The sequence below is a fragment of the Bacillus sp. MM2020_4 genome (assembly GCF_011250555.1).
Classification (GTDB): Bacteria; Bacillota; Bacilli; order Bacillales; family Cytobacillaceae; genus Neobacillus.
The window spans coordinates 23,954-39,926 of record NZ_JAANMZ010000042.1; the positions used below are offsets into that span (position 1 = coordinate 23,954).

Annotated in this window: 10 protein-coding genes; 7 read left to right on the forward strand and 3 right to left on the reverse strand. The window is 42.4% G+C overall.

The window, feature by feature from the left end; genetic code table 11:
* Positions 1-12: 12 nt before the first annotated feature.
* A complete protein-coding gene (locus tag G6554_RS20145) occupies positions 13-3,405 on the reverse strand; it encodes a tubulin-like doman-containing protein (protein ID WP_166245149.1) in 3,393 nt (1,130 codons plus the stop codon).
* Positions 3,406-3,537: 132 nt separating this feature from the next.
* On the reverse strand, positions 3,538-5,316 hold the full coding sequence (locus tag G6554_RS20150; RefSeq protein ID WP_166245151.1) for a vWA domain-containing protein: 1,779 nt from the start codon (positions 5,314-5,316) through the stop codon (positions 3,538-3,540).
* A gap of 212 nt (positions 5,317-5,528) precedes the next feature.
* Between G6554_RS20150 and G6554_RS20155 the strand changes: the two genes are divergently transcribed.
* Genes G6554_RS20155 through G6554_RS20165 form a run of 3 tightly spaced genes read left to right on the forward strand, consistent with a single transcriptional unit; the run spans position 5,529 to position 8,386 of the window.
* Entirely contained in the window at positions 5,529-5,675 is a 147-nt protein-coding gene (locus tag G6554_RS20155; protein WP_166245153.1) for a hypothetical protein, read from the forward strand.
* Entirely contained in the window at positions 5,668-6,627 is a 960-nt protein-coding gene (locus tag G6554_RS20160) for a hypothetical protein (RefSeq protein WP_166245155.1), read from the forward strand. Before G6554_RS20155 ends, G6554_RS20160 begins: the two co-directional genes overlap by 8 nt.
* On the forward strand, positions 6,620-8,386 hold the full coding sequence (locus G6554_RS20165; protein ID WP_166245157.1) for a hypothetical protein: 1,767 nt from the start codon (positions 6,620-6,622) through the stop codon (positions 8,384-8,386). The genes G6554_RS20160 and G6554_RS20165 overlap by 8 nt, the downstream gene beginning before the upstream one ends.
* Positions 8,387-8,627: 241 nt before the next feature.
* On the opposite strand, the gene G6554_RS20170 is transcribed toward G6554_RS20165, so the two are convergent.
* The gene (locus G6554_RS20170; protein ID WP_166245159.1) at positions 8,628-8,930 is read right to left on the reverse strand and encodes a DUF4359 domain-containing protein; all 303 of its coding nucleotides are present in this window, start codon (positions 8,928-8,930) and stop codon (positions 8,628-8,630) included.
* Positions 8,931-9,245: 315 nt separating this feature from the next.
* Here G6554_RS20170 and G6554_RS20175 point away from each other — a divergent pair, with 315 nt between their 5' ends.
* The 4 genes from G6554_RS20175 to G6554_RS20185 all read left to right on the forward strand — a co-directional run bounded on the left by G6554_RS20175 (position 9,246) and on the right by G6554_RS20185 (position 15,622).
* On the forward strand, positions 9,246-10,145 hold the full coding sequence (locus G6554_RS20175; protein WP_166245160.1) for a CPBP family intramembrane glutamic endopeptidase: 900 nt from the start codon (positions 9,246-9,248) through the stop codon (positions 10,143-10,145).
* A gap of 354 nt (positions 10,146-10,499) precedes the next feature.
* The gene (locus tag G6554_RS20180) at positions 10,500-13,814 is read left to right on the forward strand and encodes a bifunctional 2',3'-cyclic-nucleotide 2'-phosphodiesterase/3'-nucleotidase (RefSeq protein ID WP_278187278.1); all 3,315 of its coding nucleotides are present in this window, start codon (positions 10,500-10,502) and stop codon (positions 13,812-13,814) included.
* Positions 13,815-13,851: 37 nt separating this feature from the next.
* Positions 13,852-14,751, forward strand: a complete 900-nt coding sequence (locus G6554_RS25790) for an LPXTG cell wall anchor domain-containing protein (RefSeq protein WP_242637867.1) — start codon at positions 13,852-13,854, stop codon at positions 14,749-14,751.
* Between the two features lie 130 nt (positions 14,752-14,881).
* Positions 14,882-15,622, forward strand: coding sequence for a peptidoglycan recognition protein family protein (locus G6554_RS20185; RefSeq protein WP_166245162.1), 741 nt, complete (start codon positions 14,882-14,884; stop codon positions 15,620-15,622).
* Positions 15,623-15,973: the final 351 nt, after the last annotated feature.

The following is a 15,973-nucleotide window of genomic DNA, read 5'->3' on the forward strand; positions in this document are numbered from 1 at the left end:
AGCTGATTCCCCCTAAGATTTCAACTGCCGCAGCATCTCCTGCACCTTCAACATCATCTCTTTGTAAAACGCATACAATTCCTCGCCGTTGGCAAACTCTTTGTAGTCGTAATCAAGGGTTTCCTTTTCCTTTTGATAAGCGGCCGCCATTTCCTCTAACGCGAAAATGAGCTGGGCAGCACTTTCTTGATTAATTAACTCCACGCTGCGGCGCTCCGACTTCTTTTCAAGCTGCGCCATTTGTTTTTGATTCAGCGATTTAAAAGCTTGATAGATTTCGTATTCCACAAATTTCGTGGTTTTTGTTAAATTCACAAACGGCTCCCATGCGTCTTCCTCAAGCTCTTTATCGTACACATAGAGGGCGCCGCGCTTTTTAATGGTTCTTGTATAAACAGCTTGAATAAATTGACTCATCAACACTTCTTTGTCCTTTTGCATTGCCAGAACCTGCTCAATCTCAGCAATCTTTTCCTGAATAGAGCGGTATTTCCGCACCTCTGATTTCACCTTTTCAATCAGTTTTGGGGAGCGGATGAGATTTTCCATCGCCAATTCCACATTCGTGCTGCCAAAAATATCACTCGAACCGACCACTTCTATGCTGCCGGCAAACATGTCCTGCAGTTGACGAAGCACCTGTTTCAAGTCTCCAAGATTCGCTTTCTCTACCTTCTTCGGATCCACTTCATATGCGGCAAATAGTGCCCCAATATTCACATCTTTTGTAAAATGGCACTGGAACCGTGCGCTCGTATTCTGGTCGTCCTTTTTCTCTGAAATACAGCCAAATCCTTGAGCCTGATTAAATAGAGCACGTACTCCAGAATTGTATTGTTTCACTCGCTCATTCTGGTACGTATCGCCCCATGACTTCTCTGGAATCGGTGAAGGGAGGTAGGCCCAGTTTTCCTTTGCGGTTTGCACGAGGTGGCGGCCGACGCCTTCTTTTTCCAAAATGGTTTTTTCATAGGATTTTTCATAGATAGACAATGGCGAGTAGGCAAACAAGGGAATCCCGTTCTTGGTATTCAGCCAGAATATCCGATTTTTTAGCTCACTTTCTTTGATGGTAAACCGGGAATGGCTGAGTGAATGCTTCTCGAAATTTTTAATGCCATTGAAAATATTCGGTGCCTTCACAGGTACAGAGACAAAACCCCATTGCGGGAAGTGCAGCTGGCCATTGCTGTTGGCAAGATGGAAGACAGGCAGTGCATCGCGGTCCAAGCGAGCGGCAATCTTATCTTCAATAATCTTATCGATGGGCAGGTCATCGCCGTATTTCAGCCGTAAAAAGTCTTCCATCGACTTGGTAATCAATTCCCCGAACTGGTCGGTCAGGAATTCGGAGACTGTGCCCACGACATCGACATCGGTTTCCTTCACCCAATAGGTTGATTTTTCAAGGAGCATTTCCGACCATTGCTGCACTAATAATTCGCCGTCCTTAGAATCAAACATCCGCTGAATTTCACGGGCGACATCAGGCACACTGACAAGATGCCAATAATAGGTGACATCGTTATCGTGTTTTACTTCCTCACCATCGACAAGGATATCGGCGTTCTTTTCGAAGATCCCCCGGAGCGTTTCGAGGATTTCCTTATACACCACATAAATCTTGTTATTCTGATTGTTTAGCAGCTGGGTTACATCCTCATAGAATTCAATCATTTCTTCAATTCTTGCCTTTTCTGCCCGGGCATCGTATTCATTTAGCTTGGCTTCAATATAGGCATTCTTTTTGCGATCCTTGGAAATAAAGGCGCTGCGGGCATCCTCAAGTTTATTGTAGGCATACTCCTGCTCCGTCGTAATGGCTTTCGGCAGTCGCTCTAAACGGTCGCGAAGCCCTTCTATATAAGCCTGTAAGGTTTTTAACATGCAGAAGCCGTCGTTAGAGTAAATCAAACGTGAAGCAAAGATGGGTCCCTTTTGTGGATGCAGGAATAAGCGCTCCATCTGGCGGCGGAATTCCTCCATGATTTCTCCGGGTAGCTGTTTTTTACATTTGCGATATTGATCCTTTGCTTTTAGTAAAAACTCACGCTCTAACTCTTCATCCAGATTGATCACGGATGTTTTAATGACATTGTTGTAGGAGAAACGGTCGCTGTTTTCAAAACCGGATAATGGCTCCGGGACGCGATCATTAAAGCGCTGATGTACAGAGTCAGGATCGATCCGTAGTTTTTCTAAAAACTGCTCCACTTCCGTTTGATCCGGACCGGCATCAAACATCGTGTTCATTTTTTCAAACAGCTTATAACCGATATAGGTCGTCATTTCTTCCAGTGGAATTTCCGCCATCGATGCGCCGATGATATTGTATTGGTAGTTGGCGGCATAGGGCTTTGGCATTTGGGCGATATTGGTGCGGATGTTGCTGATGTAGTCGTGGATGGCAAACTCTTCTCCGGATTTCTTTTCCTCATTGGCCATAAAGTTGGTGATATTTTCAGCGGTGACATTCATGCAGTAATCATAGGCATTCTCAAGCCATTTTCCTTCGAGATTCGTCCCGGAGATTAAATGACAGAGATTAAACGGCGGCATGGGGGAGTTGACATCTAAGAGGCTGCCGTATTTCATGGCAAAGCGTTCATTGCGTTCATCACAGTTCATCCAGTAGTCAAGTTCTTTGAGGGCGGCATAGCCATTTTTCTCAATATATTCAACGGTGTGCGAGCTTAAGCCTCGTTTGGACAAATTCACATCTGGCGTGAATAGGTACCCAAGGATGTTAACCTTATCAACACCGGTAGGGCCAAATTTCCGCTCCATTATCCCGCGCGTGATATAGGCAATATCAAGATAGCAGCCGCTGCCGGTTCCACCGGAAAGACCTGTCAGGATAAAGACATATAATCGTTTGCCCGTTCCTTCCAGAACTGCTTCAATTTTTCGTTCGATCGTTTGCACGACCTGGTTGATTTTTGTAAACAACAAGAGTCGGCCTGCTTGGCGGACGCCGGACGCACCACTGATGCCGTCGGTAATCAATAGCTCTGGTGACAGCCATTCCTTTATGTACGGCTCAATTGTGCTGCGGTTTTGCAGAAGGCCGCCGATTTCCGGATTGGACAAGAGAACAAATTCTTTGTTCGGATCAAGGCCAATGCCTTTGTATTTTTTATTGCGATCATACTCATTCGTTTCGAATGCGAGAAATTCAATGTTATTTGGCTTTTCCTTCTTCTTCTTAGATAATGGGTCCTGCGGCAGCTTAAAGCGGCGATTCACTTGGTATTTCAAACGCAGCAGGGCATCAATCCCTGTTCCCCCAAGCCCAATGACCAACATCGGATTATCAATCGTATCAACGCGGATTTTCTCCGAAATAATGCCCCCGCCTAACGAAACATCCAACTGCTGAATATGCTCTCTCACACTAGCTTTCATGCACAAATTCCTCCCTGGCTGTAAAATCAATTAGTCCTACTACATATAAAGACGAAAAATAACGTGATAAAGATTCAATGGGTGTCAGGCACCACTTTCGTGGTGCCTGACACCGTTACTACGCTTTACATGTTAACTTATATACTCAATGTAAATAGTTTTATTAATCTTTTTCGGAATGATTCGCAGGCGCTCGTTTCGTTTTATGACAAGGCCTTTTTTGGCGTCAATGGCACGGCCGCCTTTTTCAATGGTACAGTTAGAGTTATTGACGAGCAGGAGGGCATCACCTGGTGCCGGTTTGAAAACGACTCCTTCCGTTTCCGCAAACGCTGGGGATAGCGATAAAAGCTGGTGCAGCCGAAACTTCCCTTTAAAGTTCTTTAATTTCTTAAATTGCGGGCTGGTGCGTTCGCCAGTATCCTCATCCTTCATTTCCACGACGATTTGGCCGCTAAAGCCGCGCCCCGCTTGTTTTATTTTTTCTAAAAGGAGGTAAGCAAGGGCTGCGAGCACCAGGGCACCTACCAAACCGCCAACCACATAAAGCCACGGAAAAGGTTGCTCTTCCTCAGACGATACTACCGGTTTCGCCGTCACAGGCGCAGCCCCCGACCGTTGTACAGTCATCTTTTGTGGCTCGGTTTCACGGAAAAAGCTACTATCCTCCGCCTTCACAACCACCTCATAGCTTGTAGAAGCTCCAAGCTTAAATTGACCGGTAAACCCTTGTTCCCCGGAATTTAAGGCAAACGATTCCGTTTTCCCTTTATCGAGATCTTTGACATAAACAGTAGCGTTCATCGATTTATAGATCTCTTTATCGGAAATGGCCGTGCCGTTATCCTCAAAAGCAGCGCTAATCTCTACCGTTTCGCCCGCCTTGTAGCTTTGCTTGGCAAAGGGGGCAAGCTTCAACTGTAAATCATAGTTGAACACCAGATTGATATCGATTTTATCCTGGGGTACGCCTTTTACCTTCAGTGTCCAATCACCCTCCACAGGCTTCCGCAGCTTCAACATTGAATAGCTCTTTGACCGTGACAGCAGCACCTGATCAGACGGAACGGCTAGCTCCTTACCGGACGGATCCACCAGTTTAACCTCCACGGGCTGGCTCGACATCAGCGAAATATTCGCTTCTAACACATTTTCGTTCGGCACCGTAATCTTGATATCCTGAAAGTCGCCATTTCCCACTAATTGGTCGACAGGAACAATTTTTAACTTTAAATGATTGGCAAAAATCTCACTGAGGATACCCGGAAGCTTATCCGCAGAGGTAGCCTCAAAAAATTTACCGTTCGTGCTCTCCGCTACACCGGTAAGCACCTCTTTATTTAGCTTTCCGTCGGCATTTAAGCCGATGGTATAAATGGGATACCCCTTCGTCCGCGCATCCGCAACTGCCTTCTTCAAATCTTCATCCGCCTCGGCGACGGTTTTGGATTTTTTTGGATTCAATTCGTTATTTCCATCTGCAAGCAACACAATCAATGGGAAGTACCCCTGCTCATGGCTCGAACCCAGCACCTTAACCGCTTCCTTCACCCCAGTAGATAAATCGGTATAGGTGTATTTTTCAACCGAGTCCACGAAATCCTTCAGATCCTGCTTATCCGGTTCCGAGTGGATTTTGACGAGTGCTTTTTCCCGCATTACTTCATCGGAATAGGCAATCGCCCCAATTTTATCGCCGTTAAGGGAGGCCATATCAATAAACATTTTCATCGCTTCACTGCTAATATTCTGGGGATCACTGCTCTTCATGGAATTACTGACATCCACCACCAGCATCCCTTCAATCCGAGAAGTGGAATGCAGCGGGCTCGCCGCGCGTACACTTAAATAATGACTGTTGCAGAGAAAGAACGTTATCACTATAAAGCTACTAATCCATTTTTTTACCATCTGTGTGCACCTCCACTAGCAGTTTCCTTTTTCGTGCAATAATTACAAAAAAATCCTAATATGAACCCATTCTATCATCGTTGTTATTATATGCCCAAGCAATAATCTCTAGAATTTTAAAAATTTTCCTATTATAATATAAAATACCTTATCATTTTGGAAAAATTATGTAGTATCTTATAAAGTTAAATGATTCAAACAGGGGGAATTTCATGTACAGCCTCATCTTTACTAGTATTCTAGTAATAATCCTGCTTTGGAAAGCCTACAAACCTTTGAAGAAAAAACGCAGCAGCGATTTCAAGGATATCGATGATGAATTAGTCATCATGTTAAACGAAGGTGATTCCATTGGCTAAACAGGCCGTTCAATTATCGAAAAAGAAACGAACAACCTATCGCTTTCAAAAGCTGAAAATGTGTAAAAAATGCCAACGATATTCTGTTTTAAAGGATGAGACATGTCAGACCTGCGGCACAAAGTTTACAGGGATTGAGTGTCTCGTAAAAACGATTATAAAAAAACGGTTAACAACCGAGGTGATTCGACTATTATTGGTTGTCTGCCTTGGCGTTCTATTCGCTCCTACGATTCACACCATGTACTATTCCGTATTCGCCGGCCTCATCTTTTGTACCTGCTATATAGCCCTAAATTCTTTGTTCCTGAAAAGTGAGTATTTCCATCAATTGAAAAAGCTGCTCCGGGTCGATTTCCGTAAAATTCAAGCGGGAATTCAGTTTGACAGTGACCTTGCAAAAGCAGATGTGACAGAAGCTAGACTGGCTCAAGCTGATGAAAAGCTTCGTGAAATTGGTGATCTGATTTCTACAGATCGCATGAAAATCCGCCGTGTGAAGGTATTAAACAAAATTGCTCTACGGAGTGATATGGAGTTAGCGCTTGAACCCCTTATTCCATCCTCCTATGATACGAATTTTGTAAAATATGCGCTTGAAGTGGTAAAAATCAATCGCACCCTGATGACGAAAAAGGGGATTGCCTACTTTATCCATTATCGAGATGCGATTGTCATTGATTTTGGCATGGACTCACTCATTGCGGCCGCCGGCACAGCCTTACGAATGAAACTGTACATTCTTGAATTTGCCCCGTTCATCGAAGAATTTCTAGATTATTTTCCTAAAGACCGCGTACTAAGACTTTGCAATATCATCCAGGCCAATCCAGAAATCGATTGGGGCAGTCTGAAGGAAACAACCATTCGGTTAGTGGAGAAAAAGTATTCCTATGATCCGGATTTCAAGCGTTTTAATAGCGGAAATGAAAGGGCCTTTAGTCATGCATAAATCTACCGTTTATAAAAAAGTGATTCGATCGCGGAACGCTTTTTTGCTGCTACTTATCATTTTGCTTGTCCTTGTCGGCGGCAAAATCATCCTGGCACATGAAAAAATCGCTGACTATGAAGAAGCAGTGAGATTGTATCAGTCCGGAAATTTGGTGGCCGCTGAAAAAAAGTTCCGGTCTGCTAAGCGAAATTTGGCTGTCACAGACCATAATCAAGATATCAACCAGAAACTTGCCATCCTCTCACCGATTCGTGAGGCCATGGAGAACCTAGATAAAGAGGCAGCAGCCTATCAAAGGGATCTGGATAAACTCGTGGATACCTACAACCGCTGGCAGGGGAACAGAGAAAACTGGGTGTCAGGTACGACTATTCAACAGGATATGTATGGAGAGATGCTTACTTTGACAAAGCTGGATGTGGATTTTGCCGGTTATTTTTCCGATAGCAAGAAAACACAGCTTGCTAAATTACAGAAGGGGGACGGCGAGGAGGAAAAGACTTTTACCATCTTAACGAAGATTCCCGCAGAATACTACGGCGATGATGGGGCCAAAACAAAAGAAATCCAGTCCGTGTTCCAGCACTATTACATGGCAAAAATCAAGGCATTGATAGCGAAAAATGGGTCCGTTGCTGAAATTGCCAGTGAAGGAAATCGGCAATTTACCATGCTGACTAAGTTCATGATTGATTCCAGCTGGCTTCAAGCGATCCTTGACGGCCATTTCATAAAGGTTCTTACTACATCAGTCGGTAACAAGGATTATGCGGCATTTGCTGAGCAAGCAAACGCTGTTAAAAGCCTAACAGCCCATATGAAGGAGGCCAAGGTGTTTTCCGTTATTGAAAAAACAAAGGGAAATTTACTTAATAAGGCAAAAAGCCTTCTCACCGCCCAAAAATACGAGGAAGCGATCAGCCTCTATGAAGCACTTAAACCAATAGAAAATACGGAGCAGTTGATTGCGGATGCCAATCTTGCCTGGGATCAACATGAGCCAGTTCGCCTTCTAAAGCGACTTTATCCAACAAAGGAATTTACTAGCGCTGTGAATGCGAAGAACAAATGGGGCGCAGATCTGGTCATTGCTGCGATTTCCAAAGATGGCGGAATCTATTTTGGTAAACGTAAGGGGGAAGGGGCGCTGGCAGTTATGGAAGGAACCTTAGAGGGTTCGCCACTTGTTACATCACTAGACCTCGAAAGCCGTTTCGGTTCAGCAAACCAACCGATCATTTTGATGGATGCCAAATCGTCGGAACGGAAACATCATTATTTGGCCTATGAAGTCCGCTCCGGTGCACTGGTGAAAATTCTTGATGTGGAGGCTGACAATTTAACCGTTGAATCGAAGCAGCTGTTAGTAGTAGACAATCCAGCCGGCCAAGGTGCTGGGGAACTCAGCTATTTTGAACCGGATGCACAGGGCGTGTATCATTTTTCAAAAATAAAGGTAGATTATGTCGATATTCAGGTAAGCGAAGTGACGAATTACGTCGGGAAAAAGGTGCGCTTCACTGCAAACGCCGCAGCGAAAGCAAACGGTGGGGCATTGGTCACATTGTCTGAAACCTATAACAATACCTCTAGCAGTTGGGAGAAAACGTACTTATTATTAAAAGGGCAAGCGGATTTTATCATTTATAAAAACTATACTGTCATTGGAACCTTGAACGGGTACGAGGATATCATCAACGAAAATAGCGAGCAGGTTCGCGTACCGGTTTTTACAGTGGAAAAAGTGGAGAACTAACAAAAGGGGTTATTGGAGCCGTTTGGGTTGGAAAATCATGGGGGAGGGGCTCAAATAGGGGTTATTGGAGCCTTTTCAGCCGGAAAATTAGGATGAAAGGTTTCCAATAGGGGCCTTTGGAGCTATTTCGTCGGGAATATCTAGAGGAAAGGTATCCAATAGGGCTTATTGGATACCTTCCAGCAGGATAATCAATAGAAAAGGTCGCCAATCCGCTTGAATGGCGACCTTGCTGCAAAAATCATTTTTCAAACTTGTTGAGCGGGATAAATTGATTGAAAACGCCAATAGTCGTAACCTTCCCAAGTCCCACATCCGTAAAATCAGTTTTATAGACGGAGAAAACAAGATAATCGGATTTGGTTGTTCCGGCATCAAAGATGGATTTTCCCGCAACAGAAAGAATCCCCTTTTTAAGGATGTTCGACGACTGATCCATGGTTTTATGATTAATCCAATCAAGATACTCGGCGCGCTCAGGATTTGTGGCCGATAAAACAAAGATGATAAAAATTGACAAAATAATGGAACTAAGACGCTTCATCTTCTGAACTCCTATCTTATAAAAATACGCTAACAGCTTGTACATTCATATGTTTGTTCACCGCGAAAAATCACCTTAATTGCTGTGCTGGAGAAATAATATTTTGATGACCTATGGCTTTTGCTGTGATAAATTAGTACTATTATTATCTTTTTCTAGTACTGCTAAACATGACCTTTAATGTAAAGGAGAAAACACTGTGACAAGAAAATGGAAGTGGGCGCTTGGCTGTATTATTTTCCTACTGTTCTTAAATGGTTTTGGAATTCTGGCGGTTACTTTATTTAGGTGAATAGGAGAGGCAGGGGGCAGTAGATGACAACAAACTTAACACAACCGATTTCAAAGAGATTACTGTTTGCCATGCTCATCGTAACCATTGGTGCGGAAATTTTCCTTTATTGCATGCGATACAGCCATATGGCGAGTACCCTATATGATGCAATGATGGTGTCATCCTTTTTTATTGGCTTGAAGCTACATCAACGGCTTCAAGGTCCTAATGAACAACCGAAAACGAAACGGCAGCTTACCCTTCAATTCACAGGTGCCTTCTTGATTTTCATTCTCGGCAGCACCATCATCAATATGTATTCCACCTATACCTTTCATGATTTCAATACGGATTATGATCAATACGTTCAAGACTACAGCGACATTCAGATGGCTGCAGGAGAAAATAATGTTTCTACGTCAGACGAACCTGTTTTGTCCTTTTTCGAAAAAGGAGATACGATTGGCTATGATTTATATGCCGACACACTTGCCGGGTTAGAAGAGGTTTGGCGCCTCGCTTACATCATTCTCTTCCTTGTTATGTTTAAAAAAATATTCCCTCACAGTTGGGAGCGCGGGGGCAGGGACATCTTTTTGATGTGCGCGCTGTTTCTCACGTCCATCCTGTTCGGAATCGACCATACGTTAGATTCCGTTGAGCCGTGGTCCGTGCGCATAGGCGCCATCGTCACTTTCGCCAATATGGGATTACTCTTTGGATTAATCTTATTATGGACACGAAACCTGTGGGTGACCGTCATCGTTCATGCGCTTTACGATATCACCGCCACATTGTCGTGGTACTATGTTGACTATGCTGTTGAACTATTTGCGCTAGCTGTGTTAATTGTTCATGTAACTCTTTTTACGATGGAAAAATTACAACAAAGACGCTTGAGGCATCAGGAAGTAGTTGAGCTGGTGAAGGCGGCGGAATGATGGAGGTTATCGCACATGTGCGATTGCCTCTTTTTTTTTGCATCTCAAAGCTCTTTAGGGTTGCCTTTCCTCAACAAAATGGCGAAATATGTCTATTTACTAGTAGTACAAAAATAGTGAAAAGTGATAATTAACAAAAATTTCTCTTTTCGTTCACAATTCGGCAATATATAATAAGAGAGTATGAGATTCTTAGGATTTCGACATAAATCTAATTATATAAGCGGACTAAAGCGCTTACATCTACAGACTACCATAGATGGATTTTGTCGAGCATCATAAAAAGGAGAGGATCCCTCTTAAAATTGTTGTTTTAGAAGCTAAAAATCTATGAATAGAAAGGTGCATACCTGAATGAAAAAAAGGAAGCATTTCGGCAAACTAAGCACATTTACGACCGCAGCTTTAATGTTCACAACCATTTTTTCACCATTGAATGCCTATAATGTGAAGGCGGAAACCGCACTTAACACAGCTAATCTCCGTATCTTAGAAACTACAGATCTTCACTCGAATGTTTTAGCATATGACTATTATCTTGATTCTGGCAAAGATATTAAATTTGGACTATCTAAAACCGCCACATTGATTCAGCAAGCAAGATCTGAAGCAAAAAATTCCATGCTATTTGATGCCGGGGACTTGATTCAAGGAAATCCCCTCGCAGACTATGTAGCAAAAGTCAATCCGCTTAAGGCAAACGAAACACACCCGATTATCAAGGCGATGAATTACTTAGATTATGACGCAGGAATTGTGGGAAACCATGAATTCAATTATGGTTTGGATTATCTAAACCAAGTTACCGGGAAAGCAGATTTCCCTATTGTAAATGCAAATATTTATAAAGATGATGGGGACAAAAACCCTGATAATGATCAAAATTATTTCACGCCATACAAAATCATTGATAAAGAAATCATTGATGCAAACGGCGTTACATCTACGATAAAAGTTGGGGTGGTAGGATTTGCACCGCCACAAATCCTGAATTGGGATCGCGATAATCTTTTAGGAAAAGTTATTGTTAAAGACATCGTCGAAACAGCCAATAAGTATGTGAAAGAAATGAAAGATAATGGAGCAGACGTCGTTGTTGCGATCGCACACTCTGGTTGTGACGTAACAAGTGATGGCCAAAAAGATGCGGAAAATGCCGTTTACTCCCTGAGTAAAGTGGCTGGGATTGACGCCTTGCTATTTGGACATTCCCATGTGAACTTCCCTGGTGACGCCTCGTTTAATGGGAAAACAGGTGTGGATAATACAGATGGCCATCTAAACAATACACCAGCAGTAGAAGCGGGATTCTGGGGAAATAACCTTGGCGTACTTGATCTTGCTTTAGTTCAAAAAGACGGAAAATGGACCGTTGACAAAACGAACTCGAAATCAGTAAACCGTCCTGTAGCAGCAGACACTGCACAAGACCAAAAAATTATTGATGATGTACAAGTAGAGCACGAAGGAACCTTAGCGTATGTTCGTGGAACAATTGGGAAAACATCTGCTCCATTGTACAGCTATTTTGCCCAGGTTCAAGATGACCCGACCATTCAAATTGTCAACAATGCTCAGACTGCCTATGTAAAAAAGTGGATCGCTGAAAAGAACCCTGAATTAAAAGATATCCCGGTATTATCCGCAGGAGCTCCATTTAAAGCTGGCGGTAGAAGCGGTCCTGGATATTATACAAATATCGCCACAGGGGATCTTTCGATTAAAAGTGCCAATGATTTGTACTTATACCCTAATACTCTTAAAGCGGTCGAGGTTACCGGTGCTACAGTTAGAGAATGGCTGGAAATGTCTGCAGGACAATTTAAAACAGTCAATCCGAATGATGCGCATCCACAAAATATTATCGATGATGCATTTCCTTCCTATAACTATGATGTTATTGACGGTGTAAAATACCAGATTGATATTACAAAACCGGCTAGATATACGGCAAAAGGAGATTTAGCTAATGCAGACTCCCACCGTATTATCAACTTAACTATGCCTGATGGGACACCTATTAACGATGATCAGAAGTTTATTGTGGCAACAAATAACTATCGCGCTGGTGGCGGTGGTGACTTCCCGGGTCTAAAAGGCGGAGTTGGAAAAGTTGTCGTTAATTCACCAGATGAAAGTCGTCAAGTATTAGTCAACTATATTCAAGAACAAGGAACCGTTAATCCTAGTGCAGATAATAACTGGTCCATTGCTCCAATAAATAAAACCGTTCAATTAACATTCAGATCGGCTCCTGAAGCGAAAGTTTATGCGGATCAGTCGAATACGATTAAATCGATTGGTACGGAAAAAGACAGTGCTGGTACATGGGGGATATATTCACTTGGTAAAGAAATCCATGCCCAATTACTAGGGATCAACGATTTCCATGGACAATTGGATTACACATCTAAGGTAAATGGGGAAGTAGTTGGGGGAATTGAATATTTAGCTGCTTACCTAAAACAAAGAGAAGCGATAAACCCAGTCAATACCTTGATGATACAAGCGGGGGATGCAGTTGGAGCAAGTCGTCCGGTATCTGCCCTCTTGCAGGATGAGCCGACCATTCGTTTCTTAAATGAAATCGGCTTTGATATTGGTACGATTGGTAACCATGAATTTGATGAAGGTGTAACGGAAATGCTGCGCCTAATCAATGGCGGACCACATGCAGCAACCGCTGAGAAGTATGGCGCATTTGAGGGTGCTCAATTCCCATATGTGGTTGCCAATGTAGTGTATGAAAAATCAGGAAAGAACATCTTAAAACCATATGAAATTTTAGAAGTAGAAGGTCAAAAAGTTGGCTTTATCGGTGTCGTAACAACGGAAACACCAAGCATTGTGACAGCAAGCGGTGTAGCTGGAGTGAAATTTACTGATGAAGTCGAAGCTATTAATAAATATACAGCAGAATTAAAGTCCAAAGGTGTAAAGGCGATTGTGGTTCTTGCCCATGACCCTGGAACATCAGCAACGGATGGATCTAATCCTACTGGAAAAGTAGTGGATATTGCTAAGGCGGTAGACGATGAAGTCGATGTGATCTTTGGAGCGCACGATCATAAATACTTGAATTCAACTGTAGATGGAAAATTACTTGTTCAATCTTATTCTTATGGTACTGCATTCTCTGACGTGGATCTAACAATCGACCCTGCTACACATGATATCGTAGCGAAAAAAGCCGAGATTGTATCAACATTCCAAAAGGGAATGACACCAGATGCAAACATTAAGGCAGAGCTGGATGCTTACAAGGCTGATATTGCGCCCATTACAGGACAAGTTGTGGGTGAAGCTGCCGTCGAAATCACTCGTACAGCGAATACTGCAGGTGAAACAGCACTAGGTAACCTCATTGCTGATGGAATGCGTGAAACAACCAAAACGGATTTTGCGTTTATGAATGTCGGCGGCATTCGTGATAACCTTAAAAAGGGTCAAATCACATGGGGAGATTTATTCGCCATTCAGCCGTTTGGCAATGATTTGGTTACCTTGAAAATCACTGGTGAACAAGTCAGAACATTATTAAATCAACAATGGTCCGCTAATGGCGCGAAGATTATGCAGATTTCCGGTTTGAAATATACATGGTCTGAAAAAATTACCAATTGGGGAAAAAGTTCTCGATATTTTCCTTTCAAATGGAAAGAAAATTGATCCGAAAGCTGTATATACAGTTGCAGTAAATAACTTTATGGCAGACGGCGGCGATGGGTTTGTCGTGCTTAAGCAAGGAAAAGAGCGCACAGTATGGATGACTGACCTAGATGCATCTGTCAATTACGTTAAAGCCCAAAAGGGACCAATTACAGCTCAAATTGAAGGCAGAATTACCCTTGCGGATTCAGTGACGGTTCCAGAAGTTCCTACGCCAGAAGTGCCAGCAAATGGAACAACGGTAACGGTAAAACCAGTAATAAAAGCCGGACAAGCCACAATCAATACAAATGAACTTACAGCAGCACTTGAAAGAGCAGCAAAGGAAAAAGGTAGTGTATCCTTTGATTTGGGTAAAGAAAAATCTATTACTCTAAAATTAACAAAAGAGCAAGTGGCACAACTGATAGAAAAAGGAATTCCATTAGCTGTGAATAATGATCATGTGAAGCTATCCATTCCTTTAAGTGTTCTTTCTGGTGGGAAGGACTTTGCGGTAAAATTAACTCGTCTGTCAGACATTAGCCATGCAAAATCCCCAGTTTATGAATTTACGATTATCATTGATGGCAAAGAAATTCATCAATTCGCGGATCCAATTACATTGACATTTAATGTCGATCCTGGCAAAGTGAAAAACACGAAGGATCTGAAAGTTTACTACTATAATGAAACGAAAAAGGTTTGGGAACTCATTCCGGGTGCAATTTATAGTAATGGCAAAGTGGAAGTGAAAACGAGCCACTTCAGCATTTTTACTGTATTTGAAGTAGCTGGAGACCAATCCCAATTATCGGCTAGCGCACCAACACCTGTTAAAGGACAAGGCTTACCAAATACAGCAACGAATATGTATAACTTCCTCCTCTTAGGTATGCTATTTGTGGCAGCAGGCGTAACGGTAATGGTTAGAAGAAGACGTCGATTACAATCTTAATAGAATGAAGGAAGGGTGTTGCCATTAATGGTGACACCCTTTTTATTTCCATTTTAATATAAAAATTTGTACGAGGTCTGCCGAAATCATGGGTCTTTAGTCTATATAGTTAGTAAAGGAGAGGATATGTATGAATATCATTCAACGATTTATACCAACGTCTAATAAAGAAACTCGCCCGGGCATAAAAATGAGCCCTAAGTACATTACCATCCATGAAACAGACAATCCGGGTGCAGGGGCAGACGCAAACGCCCACGCTCGATTACAAGAGCGAGGAAATGATCGTACAGCATCATGGCACCTTCAAATCGATGATCAAGAGGCAATCCAATCGATCCCTTTCGATGAAATAGCCTGGGCTGCTGGAGACGGCAGAAACGGTCCAGGTAATAAACTGTCCATTCACATTGAAATTTGTGTTAATTCCGATGGAAATTTTCAAAAGGCTGTTCAGAATACAGCTGAAGTAACAAAGCAACTAATGGGACAATTCAATATTTCTATCTCAAATGTCGTCCAGCATAATCACTGGACAGGCAAGAATTGTCCAAGATATCTTCGAAGTGGGGAAAAGGGAATTGGGTGGAATGATTTTATAAAAATGGTTGGTGGCAGTGTGGTTCAATCTACAGTTAGTAATAGTAATAAAACTGTCCGACAAGAACTGTCAATAGTTCCCTATCCGAGTCATTTGATTAGAAGAGGCTCAACTGGAATTGACGTAAAGCGAATCCAACGAGCTGTAAGAGTTAATCCAGATGGAATCTTTGGTCCAAATACAGAAGCAGCAGTAAAAGCATATCAGGGTAGGCATGGCTTAATTGTTGATGGGATTGTAGGGCCAAATACTTGGTCAGTTATGTTTTAAACAAGAAGAAATATATAAGGAGTCCATATTAGTGTATTGTCCTAATCTTTGTGGGTATAATAAATAACAAAGTGTACCCGTCCAGATATGTAACGGTTTCTTCAAGGCGTCCCTTCCAAGTAACACAGGGTCGCCCTATTTTTTTGAAGTTCGTACGGCTATTTTGACATTGGAGAATATATGGGTAGAATTTATTTTGAAACAAAAAGGCGTCCACATTATATTATTGAATCACAAAATCTACAAATGAATCAAAATGATCAGGAAGGAATACATTAATGTTTTTATTACCAGCCCAATTTTAGAGATTTGTCATTGTAGGGTTTATTAATACATTTAACTATTATGTTT